Here is a 16,456-nt window from a genome sequence, read left to right as displayed (position 1 = left end):
TTATTAGAGGGAATAGTGGAAATATTTTGTAAGAAAAAATAATATAAAAATAGACATTTTTTTGAATAGGTCGGATTTAATAACCATTATTGCAGGAGGGTGTTAAATGATTGTAAAAGAAGACGTTTTAAATAGAAAGGGAGCTAGAAAGGCTAGCGATATTCCTAGTGAAGTTTTAATGTTGTTAAATCAAGGGAAAATAGAGAGTGTTAATTTAACAGAATGGCAAGCTGTTGACCATATTACTTTAGTAAAAAATGTGCTACCGTCAATAGGGCTAGAAGAAAAGTTAGACTTTATATTAACAGAGATAGAGAAGCAAAAAGTAGAAACGGGAATGAAGGCTATACGATTAATAGGTAGTTTATTAGATACAGTCATGATGAATGAAAGTGATACAAAAAAAGAGGAGTTAATCAAAAAATGTTCCACTCATGTATCTGATAGCGTCCGATGTTGGGCAGCGTTTATGAATAAAAACAACGATCATTCTTTAGAAGAAGCATTGTTGTATATCCGATCTTTCGCAGCAGATCATCATTTTGGTGTCCGAGAAATTGCTTGGATGTCAATTAGGGAGAAACTTTCAGCTAATATTGAGAGTAGTGTCGATTTGTTAACGGAATGGGCGAAAAGTGAAGATGAAAACATCCGTAGGTTTAGTTTAGAATCAATCCGTCCTCGCGGGGTATGGACAAAGCATATTGAAAGATTAAAAGAAGAGCCACAAATCGCACTTCCGATTCTACAGTTACTAAAATCAGATCCATCAAAGTATGTTCAAGATTCTGTCGGCAACTGGTTAAATGATGCTAGTAAAACTCAACCAGAGTGGGTCATAAACCTTTGTGATGAATGGCAAAAAGCATCACCAACTAAAGCGACTGAGAGAATCATTAAAAAGGCTCAAAGAACAATCGTAAAAGGTTAAATAATTGAGGAGAAAACGACGATAAAGCCAACAAACCACCCTAGGCCCATGTTTGTAATTTGATGTTAAGCAATAGCCAAACATTATGAATTATATTTATTGATTGAGGAGGTTGATCCAATATGGATTGATCTCTTTTTATTGTAGTTAATTACTTACAGGAGCAGAATAGTTTTCATTTAAAAACATTTCTTCATAAATGAAAAATGGTATTTTTTACTATTGATGAGGATTGAATAATAGGTTTTCAATAAAAAAATAATGAATTTAGATATTTTTTTATTGAAAAACGATAAATAGTGTTTTAAAATCAAACGTAGATTAATTAAGTGAGGTGCTTTTTATGAAACGAGGTTCAACACTCTTTTTAAAAATAGCTGTTTTTCTTATGGGAACTCCCGTTTTAGCTTTCTGTATATTTGGCTTATTTTGGTTAGCTAATAATCTAGCAAATCCAGATTACTGGTATATACTATATCCTGGTATAATTATTATGTATGTATCAGTAATACCGTATTTCATTGCGTTATATCAGGCTTTCCTACTTCTAAGCTACATTGATAAGAACAAAGCGTTCTCTAATCTTTCTGTAAGAGCTTTAAAGAAAATAAAATACTGTGCAATCACAATTAGTATCTTGTATGTGTTAATGATGCCATTTGTTTTTCTTGCAGCAGAGACAGATGATGCTCCAGGTCTCATAATTTTCGGAATGGTCCCTATCTTTGCTTCAATGATAATCGCAGTCTTTTCTGCTGTTCTTCAAAAGCTTTTAAAAGAAGCCATCGATCTAAAATTAGAAAATGATTTAATGATTTGAGGTGTTCAATTTGTCAATAATAATCAATATTGATGTGATGTTGGCCAAAAGGAAAATGAGTGTGACAGAACTTTCGGAGAGAGTTGGAATAACAATGGCTAATCTTTCTATATTGAAGAATGGAAAGGCAAAAGCGATTCGATTCTCAACTTTAGAGGCGATTTGTAAGGCTTTAGAATGTCAACCTGGAGATATTTTAGAATACAAAAGTGACAAAGACATTGAAGAATAATAGACAAACAAATTCTTTACAAATAAGTGTTTAAACCTTCAACGGCTGTTACAACCGAGCCAGCTTCAATAGGCTTAACTTTAATAATTAGCTATAAGAGGGCGCAACTTTGGTGGAAACCTTTTCTTTATCTCATAAAGATTAATTAGGATTTGAAGAAAAAATTGAGTTCGTATTGGTTTTTAAATTGGGGGATACTAATACGAAATAGCACTTATAATATGGAGCCATGTTTCGTGTCAAATTTATCCTTTATTTCCCCAATAAGCAGTGAAAAATTAGGACTTACCAATTTTGGTAAGTCCTAATGTCATTCCTTGCGCGATAGTGGAGCTATCTCCTCTTCCTGTAGAGTTGGATGTAGCTTTATAGTAAAGTTTGATTAAATGATATTAACCTGGGTATGAGATCAAAAATTTAGACTCTTAGCGAGCCACGGAAGCCCCTTGCTGCATAGTAAGAATCTGCACCATTGTGGTACACAAAAACAGTGTCGTAGCGATAATCACAAAAGATGGCCCCGCCGAGTTTTCTAATATTAGCAGGTGTTTGCACCCAGCTCGACGTTTTCATATCGAAATTGTCAAGTTTCTGCATCTCTCGGTATTGTTCTTCCGTTAAAAGTTCAATGCCCATGGCAGTTGCCATATCAATAGCGTTATTTTCTGGTTTGTGCTTTTTCCTTGACTCCAGTGCCTCACGGTCGTAACAAACACTTCTGCGACCTTTAGGACTTTCCGCTGAACAATCATAAAAAATGTATTCGCCCGTCTTTTCATCATGGCCAACAACATCCGGTTCACCGCCAGTTCCTTCCATTTCATTAAGCGACCACAGTTTTTCAATATTTGCTTCGAGCTTAGCTTGTACATCAGTCCATTCAAGATCTTTATGGCGGTTCATATTTTTCTCAAAACGGGCTTTTAAAGTTCTGAGTAGTACCTCTCGTTGTTCTAGTGACAACTCCTTATTTTTCTTTGTCATATTAGTTTCCTCCTTATTGTTAATCCTCATAATTGGACAGAACTGCTCAGTTAGTTCAATAAAAATTTTATTTCTTACTTATGATAGGGTTCTCCATTTATTATGGAGTATTTTGCTTATCATAAAATACGAATCATTTCCTTAATAGTTTCATCCTAAAAAAGATATCAAAAAAAATATAAAATTACTATATATTATTTTCTGAATTGTTATTAATTGTACATTCCACTAGCAAGCAATTCTTGAGAAAACACCTATAAATAAAGAATAGGAACCCTTTTTTAAACTATTCTACTGCTATATAATGAACTGCCTCGCTTGCTAACATTTACACGACATATTTAAAATGAAGATGGTTTTTCCTATGAAGTTGATAGCATAAAATTACTTTATTTTCCAAAAGGATTGTCAACATAAGGGCCCATCATTGTAATACGCATGAGCTGAGTAGCCATATATTTTGATGAATAATGCATATCGTTTTCTAACCACCAAACAATCACCTCGAGAAAGGCAGCAGCAAAATATCTGACAGCCATTTCACGTGGCACTGTAAGCCTCTTATCATCAGGTTGTGTAAAATTGATCCCATTTGAGATAAAATCGATGATGATTTCCTTCAAGCCTGAAGAAAAATAAGGAATATCTTTTTCAGTTAAAAACACCTTATATAATTTGCTATTTAAAGAAATTTGCTCGAATAAATGCAAAAATGTATCGTGTGGCTCATCTGCATCTTTTGAAAAATCAAATTCTAGCTTGTCATCGAATGTATCGTTAAGACTGCTCACTAAATCATTTAATATTTCCTTTGTGCTTTGATAGAGAAGATCGAGCTTATCGCTATAATGTAGATAAAAGGTAGCACGGTTTAAGGTCGCTCGTTCTGTAATATCTTGTACAGTAATCTTTTCGAAGCCCCTTTCTTCAATTAATTCCACAAGTGCGTCTCTTAGTAGTTGGCGCGTCCTCATAACCCGCGGGTCCATTTTCTGTTTCTTATTCGACATTTTTAAGCTCCTTGTCTTATTTTTTCTATTATTACAACACTGGCTATAAGTTCGTTGCTAAAGCGTCGAATCTATGAATTGTGTTGTTTGCCCTTTTTAAGAGTATTGATATACTTATATTAACGACATTGTGTCGAAAATACAACTAGTTGTTAATATGTTCATGAATTAGTCGTTTTATTTCATTTAGAAAGGAAGTTTTAATATGGGTCGTTTAAATGGAAAAGTAGCCATCATTACTGGGGCAGCAATGGGGATGGGTGCTTCTGAAGCAAAATTATTTGCTCAAGAAGGGGCAAAAGTTATCGCTACAGATGTTCAAATCGAACCATTGAACCAATTAATAAGAGAAATTAAAGAAAGTGGCGGTGATGCTATAGGGATTCAGCATGATGTGACATCTGAAGATGCTTGGAAGTCCGTCATTGCCGAAGCAATGAAGACATATGGTAAGGTCGATGTACTCGTTAACAATGCCGGTGTTTCTTCACCGAAAACGATTGCCAACATGGAAATGGACGAATGGAATAAAATAATGGACATTAACTTAAATGGCTGTATTATTGGGATGAAATATGTGATTCCTGAAATGCAAAAAGCAGGCGGGGGCTCTATTATTAATATTTCTTCCATTGGCGGTATTGTTGGTATGGCAGGTACAAGTCCATACACAGCGGCTAAAGGGGCACTACGCGTACTATCAAAATCAGCTGCAGTTGAATATGGAAAAGATAAAATCCGTGTAAATTCCGTACATCCTGGTATCATCGTGACACCAATGACAGCACCAACGATGGAAGAAGGAGGAGCTCTTCCTTTCTATAAAACGTATACGCAGCTTCCATACTTTGGTGAACCAGAGGATGTTGCCTATGGCGTTGTATTTTTAGCATCTGACGAATCACGCTTTATGACAGGTGCAGAATTAGTTATTGATGGCGGTTGGACAGCTATTTAATAAAGAGCAATTAAACTTGAGATAAAAACTAGGTTTCACATAGAATGTGAGCCTAGTTTTTTTGTTATTACATATGGAAGTAGAAAATTTCATTGAAAAGGGAAGTGAATACCCGTTTGCAAAGGGAAGTAGATTCGGGTATGAAATAGAAAAATACGTAAACTAAAGAAATGACTAAGTAGAGAAATAGTTAGGATAGCGGAACTTGATATTTATGGTAGGATAAAGATAAAAATGGGTTTTACCCCATTTTGTTGATAGTCTGAGAAAACGACGCCTGGATTGTATTAAAATCGTTGAAATACTATTATCAGTGCAGTATTGGAGGTATTGAAATTTTGATACAAATTTTTCTTCCAGTTCATCTTTAATGACAAACCAGCTCTTATAAGTAATTCTGTCCTTTTTTTCCTGAATTCCAAAATTACCCCTATCGATGTTTAATAAGGGTATTCATTCAAAAGTAATATTTTGAATTTTTATAGCAAAAAATAAGAGGATAATACATAAAAATTCAAAAAATTAATTGACTCTTTTTTTTATGTGTGATAAAAATGATAGTATCAATTCGGAAAATTAATATTTGGGCAATGATAGGATTAAGTAGTGAAAATCTCCCTATTTCAGAGAGCTGATGGTTGGTGCGAATCAGTATATAGATGATCATGAATTTCGACCTGGAGCATCTTTCATAAATCACATGTTGTGAGGAAGTGGAAGACGGTAGTGAATACCGTTATCAAATAAAGTGGTGAAGAATTTTTCACAACTAGGGTGGTACCGCGATATATATCGTCCCTACGTACTTACGTAGGGACGTTTTTTATTTAGGTCTTATTCTAGTTGTATTTTCATAACTAGGGTGGTACCGCGATATTACATCGTCCCTACGTATTTGCGTAGGGGCATTTTTATTAAGGTTTATCTCTTGTTGTATCTTCATAACTAGGGTGGTACCGCGATATATAATCGTCCCTACGTATTTGCGTAGGGACGTTTTTTTATTAAGGTTTTCATCCTGTTAAATCTTCATAACTAGGGTGGTACCGCGATATTTTTATCGTCCCTACATTTTCGTAGGGACGATTTTTATTTGAAAAGCAGTGGTTGTATGAGAAAGGAGTACGATAGACCAATATGAATAAAGACCGAATTGTAATAAACGACGAAGAAATAGAAAAAGAGAGGAGATAAAGAGATGAATTCACAGCAATGGACATCGAAATTAGGTTTCATTTTAGCTGCAGCGGGCTCAGCGATAGGTCTTGGGGCGATTTGGAAGTTCCCGTATATGGCCGGTATTGGAGGTGGCGGTGCGTTCTTCCTTATTTTCATCGGTTTTACCTTATTAATTGGTTTACCGTTATTATTGGCGGAATTTGTTATTGGAAGAAGTACACAAAAAGAGGCTGTTGAAGCATATAGAACTATTGCTCCAAGAACGCAATGGCCGTGGGTAGGTAAATTAGGGATTGTCACTTGTTTCATATTGCTTTCATTCTACAGTGTTGTTGGAGGATGGATTTTATTATATTTATGGAATGCGATTACAGGTAGACTGTGGGAAGGCAATGGCTCTTACGAAGCAACTTTTACTGAAATCATTGCTAATCCATTTTTAGCAGTTGGATCACAGCTATTATTTATTCTTATGACTATTTTTATCGTAAGTAAAGGTGTACAAAATGGTGTTGAAAAAGTAAATAAGTATTTCATGCCAGCACTATTTGTTTTATTCTTTGTATTAATTATTCGTGCTCTTACACTAGATGGAGCAGGAGAAGGGGTTCGTTTCTTCTTACAGCCTGATTTCTCAAATGTTACATCTGAAATTATTTTATATGCGATGGGGCAATCATTCTTCTCGTTATCTGTCGGCGTAGGCGTAATGGTAACGTATAGCTCATATTTACCGAAAGAAGAAAGTTTACCACGTTCCGCATTTTCTATTGTCGGTTTAACACTTGTCATTACATTGCTTGCAGGGCTTGCGATTTTCCCGGTAGTATTCGCATTTGGAATGGAACCGTCTCAAGGACCAGGTCTATTATTTATTGTCTTGCCAGCGATTTTCAGTAAAATGGCATTTGGAAAAGTGTTCTTCATTATTTTCTTGTTACTATTTTTCTTTGCAACGATTACATCAGCCATTTCCATGTTGGAAATTAGCGTGGCCTCTTTAACGACAAAAGGTAAAGGGAAACGCGAAAAAATGTCATTGATTGTAGGATTACTAATCTTTGTTGTAGGGATTCCATCAGCTTTATCATATGGCGTATTAAGCGATTTTACATTATTCGGAAAAAATATCTTTGATTTAGCAGACTATACAGTAAGTAATATTCTTATGCCGCTCGGTGTATTATTAGTTGCGATCTTCGTACCGTTTAAAATGAAGAAAGATGTATTAATGAGTGAACTGGGTGTAAGTAAAAATAAAGGCTATAAATTATTTGTATTATGGTTATTCTTACTTCGCTATATAGCACCGATTGCAATTATTATCGTATTTTTAAATGTAATTGGCGTGATTTAACATACAGAAGGTCCTAGCATATCGTTGTGTTAGGGCCTTTTCGTTATAAAATCAGGTCACCTAAAGAACTGCTCCGATCCTTACGAATACAGCCCTCCACAGAATAAAAGCACAAACTTACGCAAATCAAAGCAATCCCCGTTTAAAACAGATAAAAAAACAACAAAAGAATAGCTTGACATCACTCATAAATAGCACAAACATCACAATTTTTTCAGCATATCATAATGGAGAAAGCGTTTTCTTCAATTAATATAGAAGAAAGTCACTACAATTCAATCAAGTTTGCTGCAAAATACTTTGTTACGAATGTTAAATATAAGTAAGTATAAAAGAGTTCTTGATTGAGATACTTTTCGTCACTTGATTTTATTACGACGCTTAAAAAAATGTCTTTAAATAAAGAAGTCATATTCGAAGAGTTTAGACCTATCGTTGTAATAAATCAACATCCTGCTGTTGAAGTGATACAACTTTATACAATTAAAATTGTTCATCTTGATATCCATATAAATTCGTAAAGACGTGGTCCGTTTTGACATGTCAAATACACCATTGAAAATTCTATAAATTAGATGAATTCAGCTAGTTCAGACAAATATTTGTACGAATATTGGAATTTTACGAAAAAATTTTGCAAAAACCTTAACTATTTCATACGAAATCCGTATAATAAATCAAACAGTGTGAAAATTGTCCATTTTCCATCGATTAATTGCGTGAATTTTTTAAATTGTATTGACGTAGGGAATGATAATTTGTACACTGTGTACAATCAATTGTTTTTTGGAGGAATACATTTAATTTAAAAAGTTAGGATTTGATGGTTATGATCGTATGTAAATTTGGTGGAACATCTGTAGCAAGTGCAGAACAAATTCAAAAAGTAGCAAACATTGTAAAATCTAATCCGGCACGTAAAATCGTAGCCGTTTCTGCACCAGGGAAGCGTTCTGGTGACGATATAAAGGTAACTGATTTATTAATTAACTTAGCAATGGCAGCATTAAAAAATGAAGATATTGAGAAAGAATTGCAAATCGTTGTAAATCGCTTTATGGCGATTGCGGATGGTTTGGAGTTAGATTATACAATTTGTGATGTGATCGCTGAAGATTTACGTGAACGTGTACAGGGTGATAAATCGAATGAGGAATTATTTATCGATAGCATCAAAGCGGCAGGGGAAGACAATAACGCGAAGTTAATCGCAGCTTATTTTAATTCCATCGGTATGACGGCACGCTATGTAAGTCCAAAAGAAGGTTTGGTCGTCAATGATTTACCTGAACGCACGTATGCATTACCAGAGGCCTATGCTAATTTAGCGCCACTAAAAAATACCAAGGAAATTATTGTATTCCCTGGTTTCTTCGGTTACACTAAAGCGGGCATACTACGAACATTTGATCGGGGTGGCTCTGATATTACAGGCTCTATTTTAGCAGCTGCTGTTGAAGCAGAGCTTTATGAAAACTTTACGGATGTGGACTGCGTGTTCTCCGCGAACCCGAAAGTTGTGAATGATCCAGTGGAAATTAAAGAAATTACGTATCGCGAAATGCGCGAATTATCCTATGCAGGCTTTTCAGTTTTCCATGATGAAGCGTTAATGCCTGTCTACAAGATTGGGGTGCCCGTTAACATAAAAAATACAAATAATCCATCGGCCCCAGGTACTCGTATCGTACCAAGACGCTCTGTTACAGGACGTCCAGTTACAGGTATCTCGGCAGACAGTGGCTTTTCAACTTTATATGTGTCAAAATATTTGATGAATCGTGAAGTAGGCTTTGGACGTAAGCTTCTTCAAATTTTGGAAGATGAAAATATTTCTTATGAACATACACCGTCTGGTTTAGACGATATTTCTGTCATTATGCGTTCAAACCAAATTACACTAGAAAATGAAGAACGAATTCTTTCTCGTGTGAAAAATGAGTTACATGCAGATGATGTGCAAATGCGTCATGGTTTCTCGATGATTGTTATCGTAGGCGAAGGTATGCGTAATAATACAGGTTTAGCGGCACGTGCTGCAACTGCGATTTCTAAAACAGGTGCAAATATAGAGATGATTAATCAAGGTTCATCTGAAGTTAGTCTAGTATTCGGAGTGCTACAAGAGTTTGAAAACCAAATTTTACAAGCGCTTTATGAGGAATTTTTTGCACATGTGCGAGTGTAAGGATATATAGTGAAACTTTTAAAAGTGGGGAGTTCTTTATCCCCACTTATTAATTAGTGTTCACGGGCAGTTTGCCTTTGCCTTTGCTTAATTAATGGGTAGAGGTGGGGCAGAAAAAATACTGCTTGTTAATGCGAGGGGATAAACGCTAATCCTTGAAACGGATTAGTGTTTTCTTTTTGACGAGAATACTGTAAAATCGAGGGCGTACACAGATTGGAGGTTTTTCTTTTGAAAAAATTATCGATTGGTATGCTTCTATCAATGATTGGCATACTATTTGTTTGTTTAACGATTATGGATATTTTACCGTCCTCGACTAAAACAATGAAAATTGTCTATGTCGGTATTGGTTGGGTATTTATTATTGCAGGATCCGTCATTCGTTTTAAAACTTTAAAACAAAGACAATAACGAAATATCGCGAAATTGAATTGTGGCAACCTGTGAATTTATGATACAATTTCAAAAAAAATAAATAATTTGAGTATTATGAAGTTGCGATGCTGTGTGAAAATTCAAAAGCTTTAAATTGGGGAAAGATGATTAATTTAAGATCAACAGTACAAATTCTTCTTTGTAAGAATTTGTTTTTTTATTTTCTGAATAGGAGGCGAGATTATGTCAGCACTTCGCAAGGGCGATATTCATATTTCTGACCATTATGTTGCCGTCCAAACAGATTCACCGATGAAGGTAGTATCCTCAGCCGTACATAATCCGGGTTTTGGCTTTTATACTCATTTGATGAATCGTTCAGTGCCCTATACGTATGATGAGCGAAAACCACAGCTAGAATTGCAACGGTTTTTACAGTCTGAGGGCTTTCCCATTGACAATACGGTGGCGATGATGACGGCAGTCTACGCTCGGTATGCGACAGTTCGTGAATTTACATATGAAGGAATTCATCTTGTCATCATGATTACTGCTGGTCTTGGCAATGCCGTCGATATTACGCGAGCTTTTCATCGTCAGGAGCAGTATCATGCGGGGACTATTAATACGTGGGTACTAATAAATGGGAGATTGTCGGATGAAGCATTATTTCAAGCGATGATTTCTACGACAGAGGCAAAGGTTAAGGCACTTATTGATGAGGGCATCACTGATCCAACAACGGGTACACAAGCTACAGGTACTTCAACAGATAGCTTGTTGATTGCTTCAACAGAGGAAGGTGACTACCATCAATATGCTGGGCCGATTACGATGCTTGGCAAAATCATTGGCCATGGTGTTTATGAAACGATGTGCGATGCCATTCAAAAATATAAAAAAGATAAGGAGGAGAATCCGTTATGATGGCACTGGTGATTGCCTGTATCATTGGGCTTGTTTTTGATTTAATAGTGGGTGATCCTCCTAAAATGCCTCATCCGGTACGCTGGATTGGAAAACTCATTCAATCTCAAACAGAGTTATGGAATAAAGGAAGAATGAGAAAACTCCGTGGCATGGTGATGGCGCTTGCTGTAGTTGGTACAACGATGTTTGTTGTGACGGCCATTATGCTACTAAGCTATAAGGTGAGCCTGCTATTTGGCATAGTGATTGAGGGCTTACTTATTGGGATTGGACTAGCACAGCGTAGCTTGAAGGAAGCGGCGATGGCTGTCTATGAACCGCTCGTCAAAGGCAATTTTACTGAAGCTCGTGTGAAGCTATCCTGGATAGTCGGCCGTGATACGGAGAAACTTGACGAGGATGAAATTGTTCGTGGTGTTGTGGAAACAGTCTCAGAAAATACGAGTGATGGCGTAACAGCTCCATTATTTTATGCCTTTTTATTTGGCGCTATAGGGTTATGGGGCTATAAAGCTGTTAATACGTTAGACTCTATGATTGGCTATAAAAACGAACAATATAAAGACTTTGGTATGTTTGCAGCAAAGCTAGACGATGTACTTAATTTTATTCCAAGCCGATTAACAGGTTTACTTATGGTGCTTGGGACGAAAAATGAAACGAATGTATCTCTCGGGAAGCGCTTAAAACGGTGGGCTCAAGATGCGAAAAAGCATCCAAGTCCTAACAGTGGTTATTTAGAAGCAGCTACAGCTGTTCAATTAGGTGTTCAGCTTGGTGGGAAAAATACATATAAGGGTGTCGTTTCTTATCGAGCAATAATGGGAGAGAAATTGGTCCCATTAACAAAAGAGCATATTGCAACGTCAGTGATTCATATGCGCATCGCGACCTTGCTCTTTACGCTAGTAATGTTATCAGTGGAGGTGTTAATTTTTGCAATTACCTAATCACGGAGCGAATCCGCAAAATGTTTATCATCAGCTAGGACTTAATATGCCGGAAAAGGTGTATGATTTTAGCGAAAATGTGAATTCGGCAGGGCCACCACCGTTTGTCGAGGCACGTTGGCGGACATTTTATCCGCTAATTCAACGTTATCCAGATCCAGACGGTGAGCCGTTTTTATCAAAGGTAGCAGCTTTTCATGCTGTGCCAAAAGATTCTATATTACTAGGTAATGGTGCATCTGAGCTATTTAGTGTTTTAGTTAGACGCTACAGCAATAAGCGTGTTATTATCGTACATCCAACTTTTTCAGAATATGAACGAACATTAACAGCTGCAGGCGCTGAAATTGTGCCAATTATTGTAGAGGATATTGTTCACTATACATTGCCAATGGAGCATCTGAAGCGTGAAATGGTGAACGCGGATGCTTTATATATTTGTACACCGAACAATCCAACAGGTGTGCTTCCAAAGAAAGAGGAGCTGCTCGAATTAATCTCTCACGGTGCAAAGGTCAATTGTGAGCTTGTCATTGATGAGGCATTTATTGACTGGGTAGATGAAGCTTATTCATTAATCCAGTATGTGGCAGAAAATCCTCATTTGATTGTCGTTCGTTCGATGACAAAAATGTATGCGATTCCAGGATTACGCCTAGGCTATTTAGTGGCGAACCCGGTAGTTGTTACTGAGCTAAAGTATATTCTACCGCATTGGAACTTGAATGCCTTTGCCCTAGTTATTGGGACAGGCTGTTTAGATGAACGCACATACTGTAAGCAAGCCATTGCCTATGCGAAAAATCAACGACAATCGCTACAGAGCTATTTACAGGAACATGGTTGCCAGGTGACAAATAGTGTAACGAATTATGTATGTTTTGCATTACCGAAAAATCAGCAAGCAGATACATTTTTTACATATTGTTTATCAAAGGGCGTCGTACTGCGTCATACAAAAAACTTTATGGGCTTAAATGGCGAATGGTTCCGTATTGGGATTAAAGATATTGTAGCCATGACGTATTTACAGAATTGTTTGCAGGCGTGGTTTAACTTCATTCAGCAGAAGTCTTCCACCTCTATAGATGGTGATATGAATACAGATTTAAGCTACTATTCAACGGGTATTTAAACACCTGTACCTGTCGCTACAGCGCCACGTTCTGTGGTAAAGATTGAGTGACCAACATCGCGTTGGCCCAAAGCCTCCGGCGGATGTCACAGAATTGGAAAGGAGTCCTTAGGGGATGTTAGCCTAAAACCATCGCATCTATGCGATAACGGCTAACTGACCTGCATCGGTAAACACGCCACGTCCTGTGGCATTACCGAAATGACCGACATCGTGCAGGCCTAAGCACAAAGCGGATTCCGGACGTAATTATGCCGAGGCATAATTGATTGCAAATAAGGAGTGAGAAAGCTGACGACTTTTTATTTAGTAAGACATGGCGAAACAATGTGGAATAAAGAACAACGGCTACAAGGATGGTTAGATTCGCCGTTATCTGTAAATGGTATTTTACATGCAGAAAAACTTCGAGATCATTTGAAAAATATTAATTTTACAGCGGCATATAGCAGTTCAAGTGGTCGTGCGAAGGAAACGATGCAAATTCTTCTAGCTGATCGACAGCTTCCAGTCTATGAAGAGGAAAATTTACGGGAGATTTTTTTAGGAGATTGGCAAGGGAAAAAAGTCGAGGACATCGTGATTTCTCATCCGGATTATGAATTATATACTGATTATCCTGGACAATTCGTTGCAACCCATACGGAAAGTTTTGGTATGGTAACAGAACGAGCGATGTTTACGTTAAAGAAAATAGCAGAAAAATATCCCGAGAATACTGTTTTAATTGTGTCACACGCGGTAACGATTAAGTGTATCATTAACGCTATTTTAGGGCGAAGGGTCGATCAGCTATGGACAGAGCCATTTATTAATGGTACAAGTGTAACGATTATTGAACAAGTCGATCAACAATGGCACGTTCAAGAGATCGGCAACATTCAACATTTACTATAGGAGGGGAAACCATTGCCACTGATTTTCATTACGGGGGGAGTACGCAGTGGTAAATCCCACTTTGCTGAAAAAGCGGCTGTTACTCACTATCAAACAGAGTCTATACAAGCGCAGCGGCTTATTTATATTGCTTCCGGCGTAGCGTTGGATCGTGAAATGGAGAAGCGGATCATTCGACATCAGGCAGACAGACAGGCGCAAAATATCGAGTGGCTGACGATAGAAGCACCTTATGAAATCGCAAATACTTTGCATAAACTGACTGATGGAGATGTCGTGTTATGGGACTGTGTTACGACGTGGTTAACAAATGCGTTTTACGAAGGTTTTGATGCGGGAGCTCCCTGTGTGGAACAACCTGGATGTTTAGAAATGAAACTTGAGGTTTTAAAAGAGGCGGTAGAGACGTTACTTGAGAAAAGGGTGACGTTTTTTATCGTCTCAAACGAATTATTTGATGAGCCAGCCTATACGAACGAGGAAGTAGAGTTATACCGGCAAATGCTTGGGGAATTACATCAATGGTTCGTGTCTAAAGCGGATGAGGCGTATGAAATCAATTATGGTGTCGTTAAGAAATGGAAATAATGAATGATGCTTTGAAAATAAAAGAAGGTAGGCAAGACGATGAAAAATATCTGGCATAGCATACAACTTGCGTTTCAATTTTTTACAGTTTTGCCAGTACATAAAGAAATTCCTTTAACGAAGGCAACAATTACAGGGATGTTCGCCTTTTTGCCATGGATAGGGGCACTCATGGGTACGACAGTGGCTGCGGTGATCTATGGTTTAACGGAATGGACGGCTAGTAGCGAGGTATTACTTGCCTTTGTGATTATCGGATTATTTGCCATATTTACTGGTGGACTACATTTAGACGGTTTTATTGATATGGGGGATGCTTATTTTTCCTATCGAGATCGTGAGAAGCGGCTTGAAATTTTGGATGATCCACGTGTTGGTGCATTTGGTGTGCTTTCAGTGCTATTTTTAGTGCTTGGTAAATTTGTCATACTTCACGAATTATTCGTACAGCAAAAGTTTGAACTGTGGATGCTTGTATTTATTCCGTTATGTACACGAGTAGGTATGAGCTTTTATTTTATGTCGCTTAATTGCTCAAAGGAAAAGGGGCTTGCCTACTTTTTTAAAACACATATTAAGCCAGGTTTACTAATCTGCTGTATGCTTTTAACATTAGTTGTAGCATACAGTAGCTTGTTGTTTGTAACTGGCTTCACAATTGTTCCGTTCGTGTTGATGGCAGTACTAGCGATTGCTTTTTTAGTCTTTCGGCAATTTACAGTGCGTAACTTTGGCGGTGTTTCTGGGGATTTACTCGGTGCATCAATTGAAGGAATGGAGGTTGTACTGTGGGTGACGTTGTTACTGTGCGCTTAATGAGACATGCACCAACAAAGGAAAATTTAGAAAAGCGTTATATCGGCTGGACAGATTCTTCATTAGCTGATGCATCTTTACTCCCTATTGTAGATCAAGAGGTCACCAAGGTGTATGGTAGTGATTTACTACGCTGTAGGGAAACAGCTTTCCGTTATTTTCCGAATGCAACTTACGTGTCTGATCGGAGATTTCGAGAGTCGAATTTCGGAGAATTTGAAGGGCTCACATATGAGGACTTACAATCAGATCATCGTTATTGTGCATGGTTAGATGATCCTGTAAAGTCTCCACCTCCAAGGGGAGAAGGCTTTGATATGTTTTGTGCACGTGTTTTGGCAGGGTTCACTGCATTACCAAAAGGGGAAGATGTGTATCATCTCGTTGTCCATGGCGGGGTTATTCGAGCGCTACTCGTAGCCTTTGCTCCAACTGAGCAACCTTTTTGGTCTTACCAAACACCGCATGATAAAATGTTTTCTTTAACGTTTTCAAGAAAGGCTTGGGAGGAGAGAGCAAGATGCATGTCTTTATCGGAGGAGCCTATAGTGGAAAAACCGACTATGTCATGAAATTACTTACAGGTCAAAACGTTGAGCTAGTGGATGGCACTCTACCTGATGGCGCTCCTACTTGTGATGTACTAGTAATTAAAAACATAGAGAAATGGCTCGTAACACAAGACCTTGAGGATGATGAACCTCTTGTCAGAACTATTTTGACAAGACTAAAGACCCTTGAAGAAAATTGTGCATTGTATATAATTGTGACCGACATGGGGCGTGGTGTTGTGCCGATGGACAAACAGGCACGATTATTACGTGATACATGTGGGCGTTTGTATCAAGCATTGTTTGCTGAAGCCGAACAAGTCGTACGCATTTGGTACGGTATTGGGGAACAAATCAAATGATATAGTGACTTGCTTGCAGAGTTTGTAAAACACTTCACAAAAGTGGGATGACATTTGCAAAGTCGCATGCTTTGTATATAAGTTGATTGGAGTGGAGGCTGGTCGACTCCTTGGGGATCAGCGATATTGAGGAATGAAGGCTAAAACCATCACATCTTGTGATAACGCCTTCGTGACTAACATCCTGTTG

Annotated in this window: 17 protein-coding genes and 1 other annotated feature; of the genes, 15 read left to right on the top strand and 2 right to left on the bottom strand. The window is 37.5% G+C overall.

What is annotated here, in order from left to right; genetic code table 11:
• Nucleotides 1-106 precede the first annotated feature (106 nt).
• From ABNX05_RS03250 to ABNX05_RS03240, 3 genes are all read left to right on the top strand, one after another.
• Complete coding sequence (locus ABNX05_RS03250; protein WP_349658399.1) at nucleotides 107-931, top strand: DNA alkylation repair protein; 825 nt, start codon at nucleotides 107-109, stop codon at nucleotides 929-931.
• Nucleotides 932-1,274: 343 nt separating this feature from the next.
• Nucleotides 1,275-1,751, top strand: coding sequence for a DUF2975 domain-containing protein (locus ABNX05_RS03245; protein ID WP_349658398.1), 477 nt, complete (start codon nucleotides 1,275-1,277; stop codon nucleotides 1,749-1,751).
• Between the two features lie 10 nt (nucleotides 1,752-1,761).
• Complete coding sequence (locus ABNX05_RS03240) at nucleotides 1,762-1,983, top strand: helix-turn-helix domain-containing protein (RefSeq protein ID WP_349658397.1); 222 nt, start codon at nucleotides 1,762-1,764, stop codon at nucleotides 1,981-1,983.
• Nucleotides 1,984-2,400: 417 nt separating this feature from the next.
• On the opposite strand, the gene ABNX05_RS03235 is transcribed toward ABNX05_RS03240, so the two are convergent.
• Both ABNX05_RS03235 and ABNX05_RS03230 read right to left on the bottom strand, forming a co-directional pair.
• Nucleotides 2,401-2,967: a DUF4256 domain-containing protein gene (locus tag ABNX05_RS03235; RefSeq protein WP_349658396.1), complete on the bottom strand. Its 567-nt coding sequence runs from the start codon at nucleotides 2,965-2,967 to the stop codon at nucleotides 2,401-2,403.
• A gap of 389 nt (nucleotides 2,968-3,356) precedes the next feature.
• Nucleotides 3,357-3,977, bottom strand: coding sequence for a TetR/AcrR family transcriptional regulator (locus tag ABNX05_RS03230; protein WP_349658395.1), 621 nt, complete (start codon nucleotides 3,975-3,977; stop codon nucleotides 3,357-3,359).
• A gap of 205 nt (nucleotides 3,978-4,182) precedes the next feature.
• Here ABNX05_RS03230 and ABNX05_RS03225 point away from each other — a divergent pair, with 205 nt between their 5' ends.
• From ABNX05_RS03225 to ABNX05_RS03170, 12 genes are all read left to right on the top strand, one after another.
• The gene (locus tag ABNX05_RS03225; protein WP_349658394.1) at nucleotides 4,183-4,935 is read left to right on the top strand and encodes a glucose 1-dehydrogenase; all 753 of its coding nucleotides are present in this window, start codon (nucleotides 4,183-4,185) and stop codon (nucleotides 4,933-4,935) included.
• Nucleotides 4,936-5,516: 581 nt separating this feature from the next.
• Nucleotides 5,517-5,738: a binding site (T-box leader), on the top strand.
• A gap of 395 nt (nucleotides 5,739-6,133) precedes the next feature.
• Nucleotides 6,134-7,471, top strand: a complete 1,338-nt coding sequence (locus tag ABNX05_RS03220) for a sodium-dependent transporter (RefSeq protein ID WP_349658393.1) — start codon at nucleotides 6,134-6,136, stop codon at nucleotides 7,469-7,471.
• An 829-nt stretch (nucleotides 7,472-8,300) separates the two neighbouring features.
• On the top strand, nucleotides 8,301-9,659 hold the full coding sequence (locus ABNX05_RS03215) for an aspartate kinase (protein WP_349658392.1): 1,359 nt from the start codon (nucleotides 8,301-8,303) through the stop codon (nucleotides 9,657-9,659).
• A gap of 231 nt (nucleotides 9,660-9,890) precedes the next feature.
• Nucleotides 9,891-10,073: a hypothetical protein gene (locus tag ABNX05_RS03210; protein ID WP_349658391.1), complete on the top strand. Its 183-nt coding sequence runs from the start codon at nucleotides 9,891-9,893 to the stop codon at nucleotides 10,071-10,073.
• Nucleotides 10,074-10,280: 207 nt separating this feature from the next.
• Complete coding sequence (locus ABNX05_RS03205) at nucleotides 10,281-10,964, top strand: adenosylcobinamide amidohydrolase (RefSeq protein ID WP_349658390.1); 684 nt, start codon at nucleotides 10,281-10,283, stop codon at nucleotides 10,962-10,964.
• A complete protein-coding gene (gene cbiB, locus ABNX05_RS03200) occupies nucleotides 10,961-11,917 on the top strand; it encodes an adenosylcobinamide-phosphate synthase CbiB (protein WP_349658389.1) in 957 nt (318 codons plus the stop codon). Before ABNX05_RS03205 ends, cbiB begins: the two co-directional genes overlap by 4 nt.
• Nucleotides 11,904-13,052 carry a pyridoxal phosphate-dependent aminotransferase gene (locus ABNX05_RS03195; RefSeq protein WP_349658388.1) on the top strand — a complete coding sequence of 383 codons (1,149 nt, stop codon included), beginning with the start codon at nucleotides 11,904-11,906 and terminating at the stop codon, nucleotides 13,050-13,052. Before cbiB ends, ABNX05_RS03195 begins: the two co-directional genes overlap by 14 nt.
• A 282-nt stretch (nucleotides 13,053-13,334) precedes the next feature.
• Nucleotides 13,335-13,949: a histidine phosphatase family protein gene (locus ABNX05_RS03190; RefSeq protein ID WP_349658387.1), complete on the top strand. Its 615-nt coding sequence runs from the start codon at nucleotides 13,335-13,337 to the stop codon at nucleotides 13,947-13,949.
• Nucleotides 13,950-13,961: 12 nt separating this feature from the next.
• A complete protein-coding gene (locus ABNX05_RS03185; RefSeq protein ID WP_349658386.1) occupies nucleotides 13,962-14,537 on the top strand; it encodes a bifunctional adenosylcobinamide kinase/adenosylcobinamide-phosphate guanylyltransferase in 576 nt (191 codons plus the stop codon).
• 39 nt (nucleotides 14,538-14,576) lie between these two features.
• Nucleotides 14,577-15,353 (top strand): adenosylcobinamide-GDP ribazoletransferase, encoded by a 777-nt coding sequence (cobS, locus tag ABNX05_RS03180; RefSeq protein WP_349658385.1) that lies wholly within the window; start codon nucleotides 14,577-14,579, stop codon nucleotides 15,351-15,353.
• Nucleotides 15,326-15,925 carry a histidine phosphatase family protein gene (locus ABNX05_RS03175; RefSeq protein ID WP_349658384.1) on the top strand — a complete coding sequence of 200 codons (600 nt, stop codon included), beginning with the start codon at nucleotides 15,326-15,328 and terminating at the stop codon, nucleotides 15,923-15,925. The genes cobS and ABNX05_RS03175 overlap by 28 nt, the downstream gene beginning before the upstream one ends.
• Entirely contained in the window at nucleotides 15,922-16,266 is a 345-nt protein-coding gene (locus ABNX05_RS03170; RefSeq protein ID WP_349658383.1) for a bifunctional adenosylcobinamide kinase/adenosylcobinamide-phosphate guanylyltransferase, read from the top strand. The genes ABNX05_RS03175 and ABNX05_RS03170 overlap by 4 nt, the downstream gene beginning before the upstream one ends.
• Nucleotides 16,267-16,456: the final 190 nt, after the last annotated feature.

Origin of the sequence: Lysinibacillus zambalensis, assembly GCF_040183165.1 — a bacterium.
GTDB classification, from domain to species: Bacteria; Bacillota; Bacilli; order Bacillales_A; family Planococcaceae; genus Lysinibacillus; species Lysinibacillus zambalensis.
Note: the sequence above shows the minus strand (reverse complement) of the source record. Positions and strands in the feature narration are given on the sequence as shown.

Coding starts and splice junctions, on each gene's coding strand:
- ABNX05_RS03250 (WP_349658399.1), top strand. CDS start 107: ATGATTGTAAAAGAAGACGTTTTAAATAGAAAGGGAGCTAGAAAGGCT.
- ABNX05_RS03245 (WP_349658398.1), top strand. CDS start 1,275: ATGAAACGAGGTTCAACACTCTTTTTAAAAATAGCTGTTTTTCTTATG.
- ABNX05_RS03235 (WP_349658396.1), bottom strand. CDS start 2,967: ATGACAAAGAAAAATAAGGAGTTGTCACTAGAACAACGAGAGGTACTA.
- ABNX05_RS03230 (WP_349658395.1), bottom strand. CDS start 3,977: ATGTCGAATAAGAAACAGAAAATGGACCCGCGGGTTATGAGGACGCGC.
- ABNX05_RS03225 (WP_349658394.1), top strand. CDS start 4,183: ATGGGTCGTTTAAATGGAAAAGTAGCCATCATTACTGGGGCAGCAATG.
- ABNX05_RS03220 (WP_349658393.1), top strand. CDS start 6,134: ATGAATTCACAGCAATGGACATCGAAATTAGGTTTCATTTTAGCTGCA.
- ABNX05_RS03215 (WP_349658392.1), top strand. CDS start 8,301: ATGATCGTATGTAAATTTGGTGGAACATCTGTAGCAAGTGCAGAACAA.
- ABNX05_RS03205 (WP_349658390.1), top strand. CDS start 10,281: ATGTCAGCACTTCGCAAGGGCGATATTCATATTTCTGACCATTATGTT.
- cbiB (WP_349658389.1), top strand. CDS start 10,961: ATGATGGCACTGGTGATTGCCTGTATCATTGGGCTTGTTTTTGATTTA.
- cobS (WP_349658385.1), top strand. CDS start 14,577: ATGAAAAATATCTGGCATAGCATACAACTTGCGTTTCAATTTTTTACA.
- ABNX05_RS03170 (WP_349658383.1), top strand. CDS start 15,922: ATGAAATTACTTACAGGTCAAAACGTTGAGCTAGTGGATGGCACTCTA.